The organism is Ectopseudomonas composti (assembly GCF_900115475.1).
Classification (GTDB): Bacteria; Pseudomonadota; Gammaproteobacteria; order Pseudomonadales; family Pseudomonadaceae; genus Aquipseudomonas; species Aquipseudomonas composti.
In genome coordinates, this window is the sequence record NZ_FOWP01000004.1 from 167,318 (window position 1) to 185,933 (window position 18,616).

Annotated in this window: 14 protein-coding genes; 6 read left to right on the top strand and 8 right to left on the bottom strand. The window is 61.8% G+C overall.

Annotated features, from left to right (window positions below):
• Positions 1-4: 4 nt before the first annotated feature.
• On the top strand, positions 5-694 hold the full coding sequence (locus tag BM059_RS09240) for a phospholipase D-like domain-containing protein (protein ID WP_074938154.1): 690 nt from the start codon (positions 5-7) through the stop codon (positions 692-694).
• The gene (locus tag BM059_RS09245; protein ID WP_074938156.1) at positions 694-3,405 is read left to right on the top strand and encodes a DEAD/DEAH box helicase; all 2,712 of its coding nucleotides are present in this window, start codon (positions 694-696) and stop codon (positions 3,403-3,405) included. Before BM059_RS09240 ends, BM059_RS09245 begins: the two co-directional genes overlap by 1 nt.
• A gap of 7 nt (positions 3,406-3,412) precedes the next feature.
• Here the strand turns inward: BM059_RS09245 and BM059_RS09250 are convergent, their stop codons facing one another.
• Positions 3,413-5,143 carry a tetratricopeptide repeat protein gene (locus tag BM059_RS09250; protein WP_139220717.1) on the bottom strand — a complete coding sequence of 577 codons (1,731 nt, stop codon included), beginning with the start codon at positions 5,141-5,143 and terminating at the stop codon, positions 3,413-3,415.
• 243 nt (positions 5,144-5,386) lie between these two features.
• On the opposite strand from BM059_RS09250, the gene gtfA reads away from it, so the two are divergent.
• The 3 genes from gtfA (at position 5,387) to recJ (ending at position 9,212) form a co-directional block, all read left to right on the top strand.
• Positions 5,387-6,826, top strand: coding sequence for a sucrose phosphorylase (gene gtfA, locus BM059_RS09260; RefSeq protein WP_074938161.1), 1,440 nt, complete (start codon positions 5,387-5,389; stop codon positions 6,824-6,826).
• A 64-nt stretch (positions 6,827-6,890) separates the two neighbouring features.
• The gene (locus BM059_RS09265; protein WP_037003086.1) at positions 6,891-7,430 is read left to right on the top strand and encodes a YaeQ family protein; all 540 of its coding nucleotides are present in this window, start codon (positions 6,891-6,893) and stop codon (positions 7,428-7,430) included.
• Positions 7,431-7,502: 72 nt separating this feature from the next.
• Positions 7,503-9,212: a single-stranded-DNA-specific exonuclease RecJ gene (gene recJ / locus BM059_RS09270; protein WP_074938162.1), complete on the top strand. Its 1,710-nt coding sequence runs from the start codon at positions 7,503-7,505 to the stop codon at positions 9,210-9,212.
• Here the strand turns inward: recJ and dapA are convergent.
• From dapA to BM059_RS09305, 7 genes are all read right to left on the bottom strand, one after another.
• The gene (gene dapA / locus BM059_RS09275; protein WP_074938164.1) at positions 9,209-10,075 is read right to left on the bottom strand and encodes a 4-hydroxy-tetrahydrodipicolinate synthase; all 867 of its coding nucleotides are present in this window, start codon (positions 10,073-10,075) and stop codon (positions 9,209-9,211) included. The two genes, recJ and dapA, sit on opposite strands and share 4 nt — an antisense overlap.
• A 319-nt stretch (positions 10,076-10,394) precedes the next feature.
• On the bottom strand, positions 10,395-11,819 hold the full coding sequence (locus tag BM059_RS09280; protein WP_037003089.1) for a gamma-aminobutyraldehyde dehydrogenase: 1,425 nt from the start codon (positions 11,817-11,819) through the stop codon (positions 10,395-10,397).
• Between the two features lie 80 nt (positions 11,820-11,899).
• Positions 11,900-12,400 carry a DUF3156 family protein gene (locus BM059_RS09285; protein ID WP_037003090.1) on the bottom strand — a complete coding sequence of 167 codons (501 nt, stop codon included), beginning with the start codon at positions 12,398-12,400 and terminating at the stop codon, positions 11,900-11,902.
• 1 nt (position 12,401) lies between these two features.
• The gene (locus tag BM059_RS09290) at positions 12,402-13,823 is read right to left on the bottom strand and encodes an APC family permease (protein ID WP_051563959.1); all 1,422 of its coding nucleotides are present in this window, start codon (positions 13,821-13,823) and stop codon (positions 12,402-12,404) included.
• A gap of 13 nt (positions 13,824-13,836) precedes the next feature.
• Positions 13,837-14,988, bottom strand: a complete 1,152-nt coding sequence (locus BM059_RS09295) for an iron-containing alcohol dehydrogenase (RefSeq protein ID WP_037003091.1) — start codon at positions 14,986-14,988, stop codon at positions 13,837-13,839.
• 116 nt (positions 14,989-15,104) lie between these two features.
• Positions 15,105-16,559 (bottom strand): gamma-aminobutyraldehyde dehydrogenase, encoded by a 1,455-nt coding sequence (locus tag BM059_RS09300; RefSeq protein WP_074938165.1) that lies wholly within the window; start codon positions 16,557-16,559, stop codon positions 15,105-15,107.
• Positions 16,560-16,693: 134 nt separating this feature from the next.
• The gene (locus BM059_RS09305; protein WP_074938167.1) at positions 16,694-17,605 is read right to left on the bottom strand and encodes a LysR family transcriptional regulator; all 912 of its coding nucleotides are present in this window, start codon (positions 17,603-17,605) and stop codon (positions 16,694-16,696) included.
• Positions 17,606-17,791: 186 nt separating this feature from the next.
• On the opposite strand from BM059_RS09305, the gene BM059_RS09310 reads away from it, so the two are divergent.
• The gene (locus tag BM059_RS09310) at positions 17,792-18,526 is read left to right on the top strand and encodes a tellurite resistance TerB family protein (RefSeq protein ID WP_074938168.1); all 735 of its coding nucleotides are present in this window, start codon (positions 17,792-17,794) and stop codon (positions 18,524-18,526) included.
• Positions 18,527-18,616: the final 90 nt, after the last annotated feature.

An 18,616-nucleotide genomic window follows, 5' to 3' on the forward strand; every position in this document is an offset into this window, starting at 1 on the left:
TTATATGGATTTCAACCGCCTCGATCAGCAACTGCGTGACAGCCTGGTCGACTTGCGCCTGAGCAATGAGGAGCGTGACGAGCTGCGCCAGCTGGGCAGTGAATTGAGCAGCGATCAGGTGCGTTTCATGCGCAACCGCGCCTTCGCTCTGGCCCGTGAATTGATGCGTGAGCCGGAGAACGTCGAGCCGGCGCTGAAGTGGCTGGAACAGGTGATCAAGACCCTCGACAGCGTCGGCAGCGCGCCGCGTGTGGAGCACGCCAGCGCGCACTTCAGTCCGGGCGAGAGCTGCCGGCGCAAGATCCGCGAGCTGTGCCGCCAGGCACGCAAGAGCGTGGATATCTGCGTCTACACCATCTCCGACGATCAGCTCAGCGAGGAGATACTCGCCTGCCATGAGCGCGGCATCGCCGTACGGGTGATCAGCGACAACGAAAAGCAGTTCGATGTCGGTAGTGATATCCAGTGGCTGCGTGACAAAGGCGTGCCGCTGCGCATCGATGCGGGGCCCTATCACATGCACCACAAATTCGCCCTGTTCGATGGCCGCCTGCTGCTCAACGGCAGTTTCAACTGGACGCGCAGTGCCAGCACCAGCAACGAGGAAAACCTGCTGGTGATTGACCATCCGCAATTGCTGGCGACTTACAGTCGTGAATTCGAAGCGCTCTGGGCACGTTACGCAGGCAACTGATGACCCATCCTCACTCCCACCAGCTCCTCGGCTTCTATCGCAGTTGCTATCTGGCCAACAGTCGCGACCTGGACCTGGATAACCTCGGCAAGCTACCCGCCAATCGCTGGGCATGGCTCGATGGTCGCGAGGAGCTGGCCAGTGGCGGCGTGCCGCTATTGCCGTTGTCGGCCGAGCTGGGGAGTGCGCTGGCCGAGGCCCAGGCGCTGTATCAGCGTGAACTGCAACTGGTCTATGGCGTGTTGCCAATCTGCGGTCGTCTGCAGCTGGAAACCGGCGCCTCACAGGCGATTTGCGGTCCGTTGTTCTACTACGAAGCGAGCCTGCAACCAACGGCGGATGGGCAGAGTCACTTGCTCGCCATCGACCCGCAGCAGGTGCATGGCAACTGGCGTCTGTTGCGCCGCCTATTCGATGAAAGCGGCAACGATAGCCTCGATGGCCTGCCACTGCCGTCGGCAATACTGGATGCTGCCTCGCTGGGACAGTTGCTCGCCTGGGTGGCACGCAATACACAGGTGCGTGAGGTCAGCGAGGCAGCAGGGTTCCCGCAATTGATGGGTGATGAGGCGTTGGCCAAGGCCCAGCGCCGTCGCAGTTTGTCGCTGCAGGCAGGGGCCTTCGTTGCGCTGGTGCCGCGCGGCAGCGGTAGCCGTGGTATCGCCCATGAGTTGCAGCTGTTGCAGGAGGCCAAGCGCCTGTCGCCCGCTTTGTTGCAGCTACTGGGAGAGACACCGCCTGTGCGGCAGGCCGGCTCGACCAGCACGCCGCAGCGCCTGCCTGCTCAGCTCAGTACGGCCCAGTGCCGAGCCTTGGAAAATGCCGCACGTTATCCACTGAGCCAGATTTCCGGTCCACCAGGTACCGGCAAAAGCTACAGCCTGGCGGCCCTGGCGCTGGATCGCTACCTGCAGGGTGAGAGCGTGCTGCTGGTCAGTCGCAGCGCCCAGGCGGTGCGAGTGATCGCGCACAAGCTGCGCGAGGATTTCGGTCTGCGTGACGGCGTGCTCGAAGGTGATGGTCAGAGCCTGCGCCAGTCCCTGCGCGAACGTCTGGAGCGGCTGTTGCAAGGCGAGATTTCCGACGTCTCCGAGCAGTTCGAGGTACGCCAGCGCAGCGAACTCGAAGTGCTGACGCAGGCTGAGCTGCGCCTGTCGACGGACTTTCGCAAGCGCTGCGAGCAGGCCATACGCTGGAGCCGCCTGCTGCTACGCGCCGAGCGCGGCAGCCTGGCCTTCTGGCAACGCTGGCTGCAGGTGCCCTGGGTGCGCAACCGTATCGGCAGCAGCGTGCGCCCCTGGGCGTTGCTCGACGAGTTGCGTGATTGCCAGCAGCGCCGCCAGCTTCTCAGTCGCGAGCATCTGAACAGCCATCGCAGCCTGGCACTCAAGCGCCTATTGGTCAGCGACCGTGCGCTGTTCGTGCGTTATAACCAGGCCATCCGTGCGCGCAATTCACAGCGCCAGTTGGCCCTGTTCGAGGACATCGACCCGGCGCGCCTGTTGGCCGCCTTCCCGATCTGGGTGGTGACCCTGGACGAATTGCATCGCCTGCTGCCATTGCGCCCTGAGCTGTTCGACGTGATGGTCATGGACGAGGCTACCCAGTGCGACATCGCCTCGGCGCTACCGGCCTTTCAGCGCTGCAAGCGCGCGGTGGTGACCGGTGATGCGCGTCAGTTGCGGCACATCTCCTTTCTCTCCCGCGTGCGCGAAACGCAGTTGTTGCAACGCGCCGGCCTGCAGACCGAGGAGCGCGAGGCCTGGAGCTACCGTGACAACAGCGTGCTCGATCTGGTCGGTCTGCAACTGGCCAGCCAAGAGGCGGTGGTGTTTCTCGACGAGCACTTTCGCAGCCGTCCAGCGCTGATCCGCTTCAGCAATGAGCTGTTCTACGATCAGCGCCTGCGAGTGATGAAGGAGCGCCCGGGCGGTGAGGTCTGCGACAGCCTGCAGTTGCTGCGCATCGAAGGGCAGCGCGGACGCAACGGTGTCAATGAGGCGGAAGTGGAGCGGGTGCTGGAGTTGGTTGCGGCGCATTTGGCCGAATATCGCGGCAGTCCGCTCAAGCCGAGCATCGGTGTGCTGTCACCGTTTCGCGATCAGGTCGAGCGCATCCGTACGCGCATGGGCGAAACGCTGCCGCTGGAGCAACTGCGAGAATTCCGTCTGCTGGTGGATACGCCGTATGGCTTTCAGGGCGAAGAACGCGACCTGATGATCCTCAGCTTCGCCATCGACCGCGATTCCAGTCAGGCAGCCAGCTACCTCAATCGTGCCGATCTGTTCAATGTCGCCGTCACCCGTGCCCGCGAGCGCCAGTTGTTGCTGTTCAGCGGCGACGAGCGCCAACTGCCCGCCACGCATCTGTTGCGCCGCTACCTGGAATTCCTGCACAAGCCTGCTGTGAGTGGGCAGGCGGGGGCCGTGGAAGTCGCCCGCCAGAACCTGTGTCAGGCGCTCGAAGGGCAGGGTGTCAGCGTGTGGAGCCACTATCCAGTGGCCGGACAGATACTGGATCTGTTCTGCCGCCGTGGTGACAAATGCCTGGCTATCGACCTGATCGGCTTTCCGGGGGAGGGCGAGGGCTTCCTCGAACTGGAACGCTATCTGGTGCTGGCGCGGGCAGGGCTGGAAACCTTGCCGCTGAGTTTTGGCCTCTGGCACGAGGCGCCGGAGCAGGCGCTACAGGCGGTGCTGGACCGGCTCTGAGAGTTATTCATCCCACTCCCTGGATGTGAATTTGCCCCCAGCTGCGCCAGGACTGGTCGTCGTTCAGACACTCCTGCAGTTGCGTTTGCAGGCGCTGATAGCGTTGCGCATCCGTCTCCTTCAGCGCCGCGATGGAGTGGTGCAGGTGCTGCAGGTTGGAGGTGCCACAGCTGCCGATCAGCGTGTGCAGGTCGATGCAGGCGAGCGCCTCTTCCAGCAGACCGGCATCGAGATAAGCCGTCATCAGCGGCTGCTTCATGTCGTCATCGACAAGCTCGCGGGTCAACATGTCCCTGGCTTGCTCGAGCTCGCCCATGTCGATCAGAGCCTGCATGATTTCGTTGTAGTGATACCGCGCGTCTTCTGGCGCGATATCCTCGTCTGTCTCCAGTTGCTGGCGCAGCTGCAGCAGTAGATCCCTGGCCGCCGTGGGTTGACCCAGCTTATCCAGTAGCTGGCTGTAGAGGATGCGTTCGCTCAGGCTGTCCTCGGGGTCGAGTTCGGCGTGCAGCCGTTCGGCCTCTTCGAGGAAATTGCGCAACGACCAGGTGTCGCGCTGAGCAGGCGCGCGACTGGCTTGCTCACGTAGCAGGTGCTGCAGATGATCAAGGCGCATGCCTGGCCATGAGGCCTTGCCTTGTTCGCCGGCGTGTAGGCGCTCGGCCTGGCGCCGCAGGCTGGTCGCCCATGACGCGTTGCTCTGCGCGTGCTCCTCGGCCAGGCTCAATACCAGCCAGTGCTGGACCGAGGCATCCAGGCGCTGCATTTCTCGATCCAGTAGTTGCTGGGCCTGGGTGATGTCGCCACGTCGTGCATGCCAGCTGACATGGCACTGCAGCAGTTGCGACGTCAGACCGTCCTTCTGCGTTGCAAGCAGGCGCTGCAAGAGCTCGGGACGCTGGGCCTTGATGAAATGCTCGAAGAGCTGCGGCGCATCGATCAGGTAGGTTTTCGAGATGTCTGTCGCAGCAAGCAGTTCCAATGCCTCGTCATAGCGTCCGTGGGCCGCCAGCAGCTCCACGATGCTGTATCCGGGCAGATCGCTGCGCTGGGCAAGTTGCAGCAGGTGTGGATAGCGTTGCAGGTCGGCCAGTGTTTGCAGCAGTGGGCGCCAGCTGAAATCGGGTTCGTTATTGCTGTCGAGCTGTGTCTCGACCCTGGCCAGTACTTCATCGGCCTGCTCTGGCTGGTCACACGCCTGTCGCAGGCGAGCGAGATCCAGCAGTTGCCCTTCACTGATCTGCAGATTCAGGTCCAGGGCATCCAGTGCTTTGCGAGCCTCTTGCGTTTTACCCTCGGCCAATAGCAGCGTGCTGTGCGTCAGCGGTGACTTGGAAGCGGTAACGTCGAAACGTTTCTGCAGCTGGAGAGCCTTGTCGGTATCGCCTCTGTTCACCAACTCCTGCAGCATCGTCTGCAGGGCCTGCTCACGGTAAGCGGAGTCAAGTTTCCAGAGCAGCTCAAGCGCCTCTTCTTCGCGATCCAGCAGCATCAATCTTGAGCAGAGTGAGACGTGGGCGAGTTGCCAGGCGTCGCCCCAAAGCTGTGCGGCCAGCTGCAGGGCGAGGTCGGGGGCGCTGCCTTGCAGCACGAATATGCGGTTGAGTTGAGTGGCCTCGGTGGGGGTGAGGCGAGCTGTGCCGCCCTGCAGCTCGAGTTTGGGTTCTTCAGGCGCATGGGACACGTGAAGAACGAACAGAATAACGACGACAGCGATGACTCCAACGAACAGCTCCACGACGACTTCCTTATCAGCTAACGATCCCCGGCCGGCCTGTTGCTCATGCTAGGCCGAGGCGTTTTATACGGATTGTCAGGCCGGCTTACAACCGCATTGCACAGCATTTGCCAACCGGTTTGAGGGTGAGGCGCATGTTCCCGGCAGCGGGGAGCGTGGCAAGCTAATCTCGCGGGATGGCTTGACGAACGAAACGAGGGTGGCCTAGGTCTTCTGATAGACCATCAATGTGCCGGGGGGCTCATGACACTGCGCAACGCTGTTCAACTGATTACCTATCCCGACCGCCTGGGGCGCAACCTGGGGGAACTCCACCAATTCCTGGATCGGCACCTGGGGGATGCCCTGGGCGGGGTGCATATCCTGCCGCTGTATCCGTCCAATGCCGATGGCGGCTTCTCGCCGCTTACCCACATGGAGGTGGATCCGCGCTACGGCGACTGGGCGGATGTCGAGCGCATCTCCGCACGCTTCGATCTGTGCGTCGATCTGGTGATCAGTCACATCGCGGACGAGTCACCGGAGTTTCTGGATTTTGTGGCCCACGGTCAGGATTCGCCCTACGCCGATCTGTTCGTTCAGGTAGACAGCTTCGGCGAAATCACCCATGACGATCTGGCCAAGATCCATATCCGCAAGGAAAAGGAGCCGTTTCGCGAGGTACGCCTGGCCAATGGCGAGAGCTGTAGGGTCTGGTGCACCTTCACCGAGCGACAGATCGACCTCAATTACGATTCGCCGAAAACCTACCAACTGATGGAACAGTACATGGCCTTTCTCGCTGCACGCGGGGTCAAGCTGTTCCGTCTGGATGCCTTTGGCTACACCACCAAGCGTATCGGCACCAGCTGCTTTCTGGTGGAGCCGAACGTGTACCGCATCCTCGAGTGGTTCCGCGAAACCGGGGCCAAGTACGAGGCTGAGATGCTGCCGGAGGTGCATGACCACATCAGCTACCAGTACGCCATCTCACGGCGGCACATGCGCCCCTACGGCTTCGCCCTGCCGCCTCTGGTATTGCACGCATTGCTCAGTGGCAGCAGCCGCTACCTGAAGAACTGGTTGCGCATGTGCCCGCGCAACCAGATCACCGTGCTCGATACCCATGACGGCATCTGTATCCCGGATGTCGAAGGCATGCTGCCTGAGGCGCAGATCCAGTATCTGATAGACGAGGTCTCGACACGCAGCGCCGACCCCATCATGCGCCGCTCGGCGGTGAACGTGCACAGCGTCGGTGCCATCTATCAGCTGACCTGCACCTTCTACGAGGCATTGATGCGTAACGACGAGGCTTACATCGCCGCACGTGCGCTGCAGTTCTTCGTGCCCGGTATCCCGCAGGTCTACTATGTTGGCCTGTTGGGCGGTTGCAACGATTTCGATCTGCTCGAGCAGACCGGCGAGGCGCGCGACGTCAACCGCCATTACTACAGCCTGGAGGAGGCCGAGCAGGCCTTGCAGCAACCGCTGGTGCAGCGCTTGCTGGCGCTGATGCGGTTTCGTTGCCAGCACCCGGCCTTTGATGGTCGCTTCGAGCTGAATTATTCAGCTGACGATCAACTGCTGCTGGCCTGGCGCCATGGTGAACACTACTGCCGTCTGCATCTCGATTTGAGCAGCTTGCAAGCGATCATCGATTACACCGATGAGCAACTGAAGGTCAGCCGCATGACCTGCTGAAGGTCGGCGGGGGCCATGCTTTCGCGGTAGACTTGCGCTCTTTCGACCAGTCAAGAAGCCCGCCATGGCCCTGCCATCGACCACCTACAAGATCGAACTGAACCTCACCGACATGGATCGCAGCGTTTATGAAAACCTGCGTTTCACCGTCGCCCGGCATCCCTCTGAGACCGAAGAGCGCCTGGCTGCGCGGCTGATCGCCTATGCGCTGTTCTACCACGAGCAACTGGCGTTCGGTCGCGGTCTGTCGGATGTCGATGAGCCGGCGCTGTGGGAGAAGAGCCTGGATGATCGGGTGCTGCACTGGATCGAAGTGGGCCAGCCTGACAGCGAGCGCATCACCTGGTGTTCGCGGCGCACCGAGAAGTTCAGCCTGGTGGCCTACGGCAACCTGCGCGTATGGCAGGGCAAATGCCTTGATCCAGTGCGTACGCTGAAGAACATCAATGTGGTCGCTCTTGGCCAGGAGGCACTGGCCGATCTGGCGCTGGACATGCCACGTTCGCTGAACTGGAGCGTGATGATCAGCGATGGCGAGCTGTTCGTCACCGACGAGCGCGGCCAGCACGAGATCCCCATTGAGTGGCTGGCTGGCGAGCGCTGAAGCCGTAGGGCGGGTGCAACCCGCCAGATCACCCGTGGCGGGTTGCACCCGCCCTACACGAAAAGACTCAAGATGCGTATCGAAGCCCGACCCTTACCCGCACAACTGCCTGACCTGGGCAACCTGCCGCCGTTGTTGACCCGTCTTTACGCCGCCCGTGGCGTGCAGTCCGTCGAGGAGCTGGACAAGGGCCTGGCGCGGTTGATCCCGTACCAGCAGCTCAAGGGTATCGATGCTGCGGTCGAGTTGCTGGTCGAGGCGCTGGCGCAGCGTCAGCGCATCCTCATCGTTGGCGACTTCGACGCCGACGGCGCCACCGCCAGTACGGTCGGCGTGCTCGGTCTGCGCCTGCTCGGTGCGGCGCACGTCGATTACCTGGTGCCGAACCGCTTCGAGTATGGCTACGGTCTGACCCCGGAGATCGTAGCCGTGGCTCTCGAACGCCAGCCCGATCTGCTGCTCACCGTGGACAACGGCATTTCCAGCGTCGATGGCGTGGCTGCAGCCAAGGCAGCAGGTTTGACGGTGTTGGTCACCGATCACCACCTGCCTGGGCCGGAATTGCCGGCGGCCGATGCCATCGTCAATCCCAATCAGCCAGGTTGCGACTTTCCGAGCAAGGCCATGGCCGGCGTTGGCGTGATGTTTTACGTGTTGCTGGCGCTGCGCGCTCGCCTACGCGAGACCGGCTGGTTCGCCAGCCGCACGGAGCCGAACTTGGGTGAGCTGCTCGATCTGGTGGCGCTGGGCAGCGTCGCCGACGTGGTGCCGCTGGATGCCAACAACCGCATTCTGGTGCATCAGGGCCTGGCGCGGATTCGTGCCGGTCGTGCGCGGCCGGGGCTGCGGGCGATTCTCGAAGTGGCTGGGCGTGATCATCGGCGTATCACTTCCACCGATCTGGGCTTCATCCTCGGTCCACGCTTGAATGCCGCCGGTCGTCTTGACGACATGAGTTTGGGCATCGAATGCCTGCTCTGCGACGACGAGGCGCTCGCCCGCGATATGGCGGTGCAGCTCGACCAGCTCAATCAGGATCGCAAGGCCATCGAGCAAGGCATGCAGCGCGAGGCGCTGGCCCAGCTCAAGGACCTGTCCCTGGACGACATGCCGTTCGGCCTGTGCCTGTTCGAACCGGACTGGCACCAGGGCGTGATCGGCATCCTCGCCTCGCGCCTGAAGGAGCGTTACCACCGCCCGGCCATCGCCTTCGCCGATGCCGGTGATGGGCTGCTCAAGGGCTCGGCGCGTTCGGTGCCGGGGCTGCATATCCGTGATGCGCTGGACGCCGTGGCCGCCAAGCATCCGGGGCTGATCAGCAAGTTCGGCGGGCATGCCATGGCCGCTGGCCTGTCGCTACCGCAGGAGAATTTCGGTGCGTTCTCCGTCGCCTTCGACGCCGAGGTACGCCGCCAGTTGTGCGAGGACGACCTGACCGGTCGACTGCTGTCCGATGGCCAGCTCGACGCCACCGAATTCCACCTGGAACTGGCCCGTGCCCTGCGCAACGCCGGCCCCTGGGGCCAGCATTTCCCTGAGCCGCTGTTCCATGGCGTGTTTCAGATCGTCAATCAGCGCATCGTCGGTGAGCGCCACCTGAAGCTGGTGCTCAAGACCGAGTGCGGCAGCGTGCAGCTCGACGGCATCGCCTTCAACATCGACCGCGACGTCTGGCCCAACCCCACGCTGCGCTGGGCCGAGCTGGCGTACAAGCTCGACCTCAACGAGTTCCGCGGTAACGAGACCGTGCAGCTGATGGTGGCGCACATCGCTCCGCGCTAGCACGTAAGCCTGGCCAGCACCTCCCGCAGTCGCTCGCGTGTTGCCGCCGTGCAGGGCAGCAGTGGTGCCCTCGTTTCTTCGCCGATCAGGCCCTGAAGTGCCAGCGCTGCCTTGATCGCTGATGGGTTGGCTTCGGCAAAGGCGGCCTGCATCCAGGGCAGCAACTGGTAGTGCAACTGACGGGCACCCTGCAGATCACCGCCGGCCACACACTGCTGCATGCGCACGTACAGATCGGCGCGGATATGTGCCGATGCCGAGATAGCACCGGCGCCACCCAGGCACAGGGTGTTGAATATCTGCGTGTCCTCGCCGGCCAGCACCTGCACCTGGCCTTCGGCGATCAGCGTCATGGTAGTTTCGGCATCCCCCGCGCAGTCCTTGATGGCCTGGATATTGGAATGGCTGACGATGCGGCGCAGCGTGTCGCGCTCGATACATATTCCGGTGCGATAGGGAATGTCGTAGAGCACCAGCGGCACCTCGGCTGCATCTGCCAGCGTGGTGAAGAAGTGCTCCAGCCCGGCCTGGGTGGGACGGATGTAGTAAGGTGCCGGCACCAGTAGGCCGGCCAGCGGGCGGCGCTGGATTTCCCGTTGCAGGTCGAGCAGGGCGCTCAGTTGGTTACCGGCCAGGCCCATGATCACTCGGTCTGGGGGTACCAACTGAAGCACGGCATCCAGCACGGCGAGTTGCTCACTATGGCTGAGCGCTGCAGCCTCACCGGTGGTGCCGCAGACCACAAAGCCGGCGACCCCATCTTCCAGCAGCTTGCTCAGCAGACGATCGAGACTGGCGAAATCGATCTCACCGTTACGAAAAGGGGTGACCAGCGCCACCCAGATACCCTGAAAATTGGACATGCAGAACTCCTTGAGACTGACCGTCTGGTCGCCGTCAGGGAGGATGCGGGAATCGAGCGGAAGGGGAGATACAACCTGGCGCTTGTCCTGTCAGCCCATCTGACGGGACAGCGCCCCGGTCAAATGAGCGACTGTTTCTTGGATTTCTTGGCAACGACGACGCACGCGCACTGGCAGGCAGTGAAGCCTGGAAGCAGTGGCAGAGTGTCGAAGGTGGCGTACATGGAAGGCCCGTTGCCTGAATCGTTCGGCGATGGTGCGGGGTCGAGTCCGAGGCTGTCAAGCACGGGGTGGTTGCCCCGTGCCGGACAATTGCTGATCAGTGCTTGAACATGACGTGGCGAATGACGGTGTAGTCTTCCAGGCCATACATGGACATGTCCTTGCCATAACCCGAGAGCTTTACGCCGCCATGGGGCATCTCGCTGACCAGCATGAAGTGGGTGTTGACCCAGGTGCAGCCGTACTGCAACCGGGCGGCCAGGCGATGGGCACGACCCACATCACGCGTCCATACCGATGAGGCGAGGCCGTAGCTGGAGTCGTTGGCCCAGGACAGCACCTGAGCTTCGTCGTCGAAGCGGGTGACCGACACGACCGGGCCGAACACCTCTCGCTGGACGATCTCGTCATCCTGGCGGGCTCCGGCTAATACGGTGGGCTTGAAGAAGTAACCCGCTCTATCGGCTCGTTTACCCCCGGTGACGACTTGGATGTGGGGTTGGGCCTTGGCCCGCTCGACGAAACCTTCGACGCGCTGCAGATGCTGCTCGGTGATCAGTGGGCCGAGTTCGACGCCTTCTTCGTCCTGCAGACCCAGCTTGAGCGTGCTTACTGCCTCGCCGAGTTTGCTGACGAAGCGCTCGTAGATATCACGATGGGCGTAGATACGGCAGGCGGCGGTGCAGTCCTGGCCGGCATTGTAGAAACCAAAGCTGCGGATGCCTTCTACTGCGGCGTCTACATCGGCATCGTCGAAGATGATGACCGGTGCCTTGCCACCCAACTCCATGTGCATCCGCTTCACGCTGTCAGCGGTGCCGGCGATGATGCGGCTGCCGGTGTTCACCGAGCCGGTCAGAGAAACCATGCGCACTTTGGGGTGGCTGGTCAGCGGTTCACCGACACTGGGGCCACGGCCGAATACGATGTTGACGACGCCAGCTGGGAAAATCTCGGCCAGCAGCTGGCCCAGGTGCAGAGCGGTCAATGGCGTCTGCTCCGAGGGTTTGAGCACGACTGTGTTACCAGCGGCCAGTGCCGGGGCGAGCTTCCAGGCGAGCATCATCAGCGGGTAGTTCCAGGGCGCGATGGAGGCGACCACGCCAACCGGATCGCGACGGATCATCGAAGTGTGCCCTGGCAGGTACTCACCGGCCGCTGAACCCTGCAGGCAACGCGCCGCGCCGGCAAAGAAACGGAATACGTCGGCGACGGCCGGCAGTTCATCATTGAGCGCAGCGTTATAAGGTTTACCGCAGTTCTGTGATTCCAGGCGGGCCAGTTGCTCGGCATTGGCATCGATAGCATCGGCCAGTGCCAGCAGCAGCGCCGAGCGCTGCCCTGGAGTGGTTTGCGACCAGCCTTCGAACGCCGCGTCCGCTGCGAGTACGGCAGCATCAACCTGGGCGATGCTGGCCTCTGGAATTTCCATCAGGGCGCTACCCAGCGAGGGGTTGAAGATGGTTTGAACGTCACCTTCTCCAGCGACCAGTTGGCCATTTATCAAGAGTTTGATTTGCATGTTATTGGCCTCGTTACAGGGCCGGCGCTGTCAGTACAGATGCCGGCCGGATGTTCTTCGTTAAGTCGCTCTGGGGGCGGTCAGCACCTGGCTTGCAGCAGCGCAGGTAGCCCGGAGATCAGAGCCACTTCGTTTTCCTTCATGCGCACGAAGTAGTGCATCGGCGGTAGCAGCGTCCATACGAAGCAGCCAGGCAGTGGGCGTACACGCAGGTTCACCTGCCCCTGTTCACTGCTCAGCTCGACCTGCTCGGTATCCAGGTTGCGCAAGCTTTCGGTCAGCTCGGGAGACTGGTTCAACCAGGCCGCCAGAGCTGTCTGGTCGCTCTTCCAGTGGCGGCCCTTTACCCACTTGGCTCGGCCTTCTGGCACCGTGCTCATGTTCAGTGCGTAACGCACATCCAGCTTGTAGATACGGCTGAAGAACTGGCGGCGGACGTAGTAGTCCAGGCGCCGTTCGATACCGACTTGTTCGTCCAGTGCCTGCAAAGGGTCTTCTGCAGAGGGGGCGTGCCCGAACTGCGTGCACAGATGCCGAAAGGCCTGCTGTGCACGGCGCTCTACGTTGCCGAAGATGTTCATCTCAGCATTGTTCCAGCGCTTTTGCAGGCGAAGGAGTGCTGCGTGCCTGATCGGCTTCAGCTGAAGTCAGCTCATACAACTGCTCCAGAGGTACCGGGCGGAACAGTGGAATGCGCTTGTAACGCAGCCAGCAGATGGCATAGGTCACGATCAACAGCATGAAACCGCCGGAGATCGCATAGATGCGCAGCTTCATTTCCGTCTCGGGGTGGATGGTCAGAATCATGTACAGGCAGGCGGCGATACCGATGATCTGCGGCAGCGGGAACAGCGGGGTACGGAACGGCCGTTTGATGTCGGGGTAGCGGCGACGCAGGATGATCACGTTGATCTGGGCGATCACGTAGGACAGCAGCCAGGTTACGCAGGATGCCAGGATCAGGGTGGCGATCAGATCCATGTCGATGCTCAGCAGGAAGGGAATGCACAGCAGTGCGAACACCGCGATGATGCCGACCCAGGGCGTCCGGAACTGTGGGTGTACATAGGTGAAGGCCTTGGGCAGCAGACCTTCGCGAGCCAGGCCGTAAAGCATGCGCGGAACGGCGGCGAGGTGGGAGCTGACCGAGCTGGCGCTGGCCAGCACTGTGATCATTACGATGAAGACCGCGCCGATATGGCCAAACATCGCCCGGGCGCCTTCAACCTGTGGTGCGGTGGAGCTTTCGAGAATATTCAGCGGCACGTAATGGGCAATCGCCTGACCAAACAGCATGTCCGCCACGAAGATGGTCAGCAGGCCGAAGATCATGGCTTTGGGGATGGTCTTCTCGGGCTCGATCACCTCCTCGGCCATGGGGGCGACATACTCGATGCCGACGAATAACCAGATGCCCAGGGCCAGAGATTGGAATACCACCTCCCAGCCTTTCGGGTTGAAGGGCACGCTCTGGATTTCACTCACGGTGCCGATGCTCATCAGACCGAGCAGCCCCATGATCGAGGTGCCGATGATCATCGATCCAGTGATGAAAACCTGAACCGAGCCGAATACGCCAACGCCAACCAGGTTGACCAGCAGGAACAGCACCAGCATGGTGATGGCAACGAGGGTTGCACTGATCGATGGGAACAGGCTCTGCACTGCCAGCCCGGCCGTGATCGACTCCATTGCGCCGGCCGCGGAGACCAGCACGATGTAGCCACCCAGCACACTGACGATGGCCATGAAGGGGCCCATGGCAATCAATGTGTAGTCACCGATCATGCCGGCGCCGGGCATGAATGATGACAGCTCGGCATAGGAGAAGGAGACCAGGATGCTGACGAACATCGCGATCAGCGCGCTAACCATGAAGGCTGGGCCGACCAGGCCCATGCTGTAGCCGAGGGACACCATGGTGGTGCCCGCAACGACAAGCCCGGTGCAGGTGGCGAAGGCCCGCCAGAAACCGAGGGTTCTGTTCAATGAAGTGGATGTCATGTCCGTGCCTCGATCAGTATTGGTAAGCCTGGCGGATGATCGCCAGGTAGCTATCGACGTTCATGGGCTTGGCGTTGCTGCTGTCGGAAATGTTGCTCTTGGATTTTTCGGCGATAGCCAGAAAGTCCTCTTCACGTACACCGGCAACTTCCTTGAAGCGAGGGATCTTCAGCTCACGACTCATGGCGAACAGGTGTTCCACCGCCGCTTCGGCAGCGGCTGCTGGAGCCAGCGTCGGGTCGATGCCAAGGGCATAGGCGACATCGGCATGGCGGCGTAGGTCGGCATCGCGGTTATGGGCAAAGACGAACGGCAGGAAGATGGCGTTGCCGACGCCATGCGGTGTGTCGTACATGCCGCCGATCGCCTCGGAAATGCAGTGCACGCTGGCGATGTCAGCGTTACCGAAAGCCATGCCAGCGATCAGGCTGGCGATCAGCATCTGCTCGCGGGCTTCGAGATTGTCCGGTTCCTGCACGGCGGGTTTGAGATAGCGCGCAATCAGGCGGATGGCATGCAGGGCCAGCCCGTCACTGATGGGGTTCGCCGGCTTACCGGTATAGGCTTCGATGGCGTGAGTCAGGGCATCCATGCCGGTCGCTGCGGCGATGGCCGGCGGCAGCGTCGTGGTGATGTCCGAGTCGAGCAGCGCCAGCACCGGGCCGATGCGGTAGTCCAGCAGGCTCATCTTGAACTGGCGTTTGGTATCGGTGATGACCGAGAAGAAGGTGACTTCGCTGCCTGTTCCGGCAGTGGTCGGAATGGCCACTACAGGCAGGGCAGGGCCTTGCAGCTGGAACGCGCCCTCATAGTCTTCGACCTTGCCAGGATGGGTGAGCAGCACCGCGATAGCCTTGGCGGCATCCATGGCGCTGCCGCCGCCGACTGCCAGCAGGCCATCGATGCCTTGACCGCGGAACTGCTCGGCGACCCGATTGACATCCTCGGCGCGCGGATTGGGTTTGACGTCGGCCACTTCGGCATAGCGGATGCCGGCTGCATCCAGGCTCTGGTAAATGTTTTCCAGCAGGCCGGCCCGTTTGACTCCTGGATCGGTGATCAGCAGAACATGGCGCAGGCCAAGCTCGGCCAAATGCTCGCCGGTGCGTGCACGCAGGCCGGGCTCCATGACTATTCGGGTGGGTAACAGAAACTGGAACTGCATGATGGATACCTCTTGCTCGCAGATGCGCTGACGATTTTTGTTGGTGGCAGGTATGTCAGTGGCCGGCTAAGTCGGCTGACCTCGTTATGGTTATTTTGTGGGCCGATCCTTGAGCCTCAGAGTGGTTTGTGGCGGGCCATGATGTGGCGCACCACGCTGTAATCCTGCAGTGAGTCGCTGGACAGATCCTTGCCATAGCCGGAGCGCTTGAGTCCGCCATGAGGCATTTCGCTGGCCAGCATGAAATGGGTGTTGATCCAGGTGCAGCCGTACTGCAGGCGATTGGCCAACTGGAAGGCCTTGTCCAGATCCCGCGTCCAGACCGAGCTGGCCAGCGCATATTCGGAGTCGTTGGCCCATTCCAGGGCCTGGCGTGGGTCTTCCACGCGGGTGATGGTCACGACCGGGCCGAACACTTCGCGTTGGACGATCTCGTCCTGCTGGCGGCAACCCGCGAGCAGCGTAGGCTGATAGTAGAAGCCGGGGCCGGAGTGCATGGCAGCGCCGGTAACCCGCTCTATATGGGGTAGGCCAAGCGCGCGTTCGACGAAACTGGCCACCCGGTCGCGTTGGCGGGTGCTGATCAGTGGCCCCATTTCGTTGTCGCTGTCCTTCTTGCGCGCGAAACGGATGTTGCCTATCGCATCGCCCAGTGCAGTGGTCAGGCGGTCATGGATGCCTTTCTCGGCATAGATGCGGCAAGCCGAGGTGCAGTCCTGCCCGGCGTTGTAGAAACCATGGGTACGGATGCCCTCAACCACGGCATCGAGATCGGCGTCATCGCAGACGATGACGGGCGCCTTGCCGCCCAGCTCCAAGTGGGTGCGCTTGAGCGTGCGCGATGCGCTCTGGAGGATTTTCTGCCCGGTGATGATGTCGCCGGTCAGTGACACCATACGTACCTTCGGGTGGCCGACCAACTGGCTGCCGACACCTTCGCCGCTGCCACAGACGATGTTCAGCACGCCCGGTGGAAGAATCTGCGCCAGTACCGGCGCCAGCGCGAGAATGGACAGCGGAGTGTGTTCGGATGGTTTGAACACCAGGGTATTGCCGGCCGCGAGAGCGGGGGCGATTTTCCAGGCGGCCATCATTAGCGGGTAGTTCCACGGTGCTATGGAGGCGATCACGCCGACCGGGTCACGCCTGACCATGCTGGTGTGGCCGGGAATGTATTCGCCGGCGAGCTGGCCCTGTTGGCAGCGCACGGCGCCTGCGAAAAAGCGAAATACATCAGCTGTGGCCGGAATATCGTCCCGGCGTGCCAGATGCAGCGGCTTGCCGCAGTTGAGTGATTCCAGGCGGGCAAGCAGTTCGGCGTTGCTTTCGATTGCCTCGGCAATCGCCAGGAGAAGGCCTGAACGTTGGGCGGGCGTGGTGCGTGACCAGGCAGGAAAAGCATTATTGGCGGCCAGTACGGCCTGTTCCAGTTGTTCCAGCGAGGCTTCGGCAATGCTGATCAGAACGTCGCCAGTGGCCGGATTGATGATCGGCTCGACGAAACCCTCACCGCTGACCAGTTGGCCATCGATCAGCTGAGCACTTTGCAGGGGCGGGAGGCTCGCGGACATTCTCGGACTTCTTCTTTTTCTCGTGTCGTTCTGCATGACGTCTCCTCGTATGTCGGAGCGCCTGTATTCACGAAAGCGAGACTAGAGTCCGACAGTTGGCTTCACAAATTCTAAATATTGAAAGTAGCGTTCGATTAAATCGAAACCTTGCGATTTGTCGGCTGTGCCCGTGCCAGCGTCAGGAATGGATCGACCAGTACCGGTCGTGCCGTGCCCCTGCGCCAGGCCAGCCCGACCTCAAGTGGCTCGTTCAGATCCGCCAGCGGGCGGGCCTCGATGATGTCGCCCTCCAATGACCAGGGGCGATAGGTCATGTCAGGTTGAATGGACAGGCCGAGACCCGCCGCAACCAGGCTACGTACGGCTTCCACCGAGGCCGTGCGCAGGCTGACGCGAGGAGTTAGACAGGCACGATGCCAGATGCGCTGGGTGTGCAGGCCCATTTCATCGGCGTTGAGCTGGATCAGTGGTTCGCTGGCTACATCGGCCAGGGTGATGCTGTCTCGATCCAGTAGTGGGTGACGCGGTGGTAGCCAAAGGCGGTGCGGAGAGTGCGTCAGCACTTCGGTCTGCAAGGCATGGCGATCTTCGAGGTTGGAGAGGATCAGTACACCGACATCAATCTCCCCGGCGACCAGCAGATGTTCGATATAGGGGCGCTCGTCTTCGATAACGCGGGTATGCACATTGGGATAGGCGTGCTGAAATCGCGTGATCAGGTCGGCCAGGTAGTAGCCGGCCACCAGACTCGTCACGCCGATGGTGAGCTGGCCTTTAACCTGGGATGTGCTTTGCTGCAGGCTGCGCTTGGCGTTTTCCACCGTGGCGAGAATGAGGTGTGCCTGCCGCAGGAACTGGTGGCCCTGGTGAGTGAGGCTCATCCCCTTGGCGTGGCGGTTGAACAGGGTAACGCTGATTTCTTCCTCCAGTTGCTGAATCGCCTGGGTCAGTGTCGACTGGGAAATGAATACAGCTTGAGCCGCCGCAGATATCGAGCCTGTCTCGGCAACGGCGATGAAATGGCGAATCTGGCGCAGGGTCATCATGGCATTGAGAGGTTCTGACAGTTTTGCCCATTATGGTTTATCGAATGTGTTCTTCCTCGTTCTTTTTCATCGAAAGCCTGACCGTGCAGAGGGGGGATACAGGCAACATCTGGAATTGATCTGCTTGCCGACGCTCTATAAGGGCAGGCATAGAATCGAGAGCATTTGCGCAAGAGGAATTTCTTCATGAACACACGTGGCTTGCTCGATCAACTGCTCAAATCTGGCCAGGAGATGCTGCAACAGAAAGGCGCTGGCGGCGCCTCTTCCGGGCTTGGTGGAGCGCTGGGCGGTCTGCTTGGCGGTGGCGCAGGCAAGGCTGGTGGTAGCGATCTGGGCTCGATGCTCAAGGGAGCCGGTGGCGGTGCTGCGCTGGCCATGCTGCTGGGCAACAAACGTGTGCGCAAGGTAGGTGGCAAGGTGGCCATTTATGGTGGTTTGGCTGCGCTCGGGGTGATGGCCTACAAGGCCTACGGCAACTGGCAGGCGCAGCAAGCTCAGCAGGGAGGCGCGCAGCCGGTCGAGCCGCAAACTCTGGATCGGTTGCCGGCTCCGCAAGCCGAGCAGCACAGTCGTGCCATTCTCAAAGCGTTGGTGGCGGCAGCCAAGGCTGACGGCCACGTTGACGAACGTGAGCGCCAACTGATCGAAGAGGAGCTGGGCAAGCTGGCGCAGGATGCCGAGCTGCAGAGCTGGCTGCATACCGAGCTGAACAAACCGCTGGACCCGGCCGATGTCGCGCGTGCCGCCAGCACACCGGAAATGGCCGCGGAAATGTACCTGGCCAGTGTGCTGATGGTGGACGAAGAACATTTCATGGAGCGCGCCTACCTCGAAGAACTGGCACGCCAGCTGCAGTTGGCGCCCGCGCTGAAGAGCGAGCTGGAGGCCCAGGTGCGTGTCGAGCTGCAGCGCGTCTGAGGGCTCAGCTCTCAGACCAAAAGATCATTCATCCTCGTGCCCGGCTTGTTTTAGGCTGTTGGCCAACTACAAGAACGACGCGCGAGGATG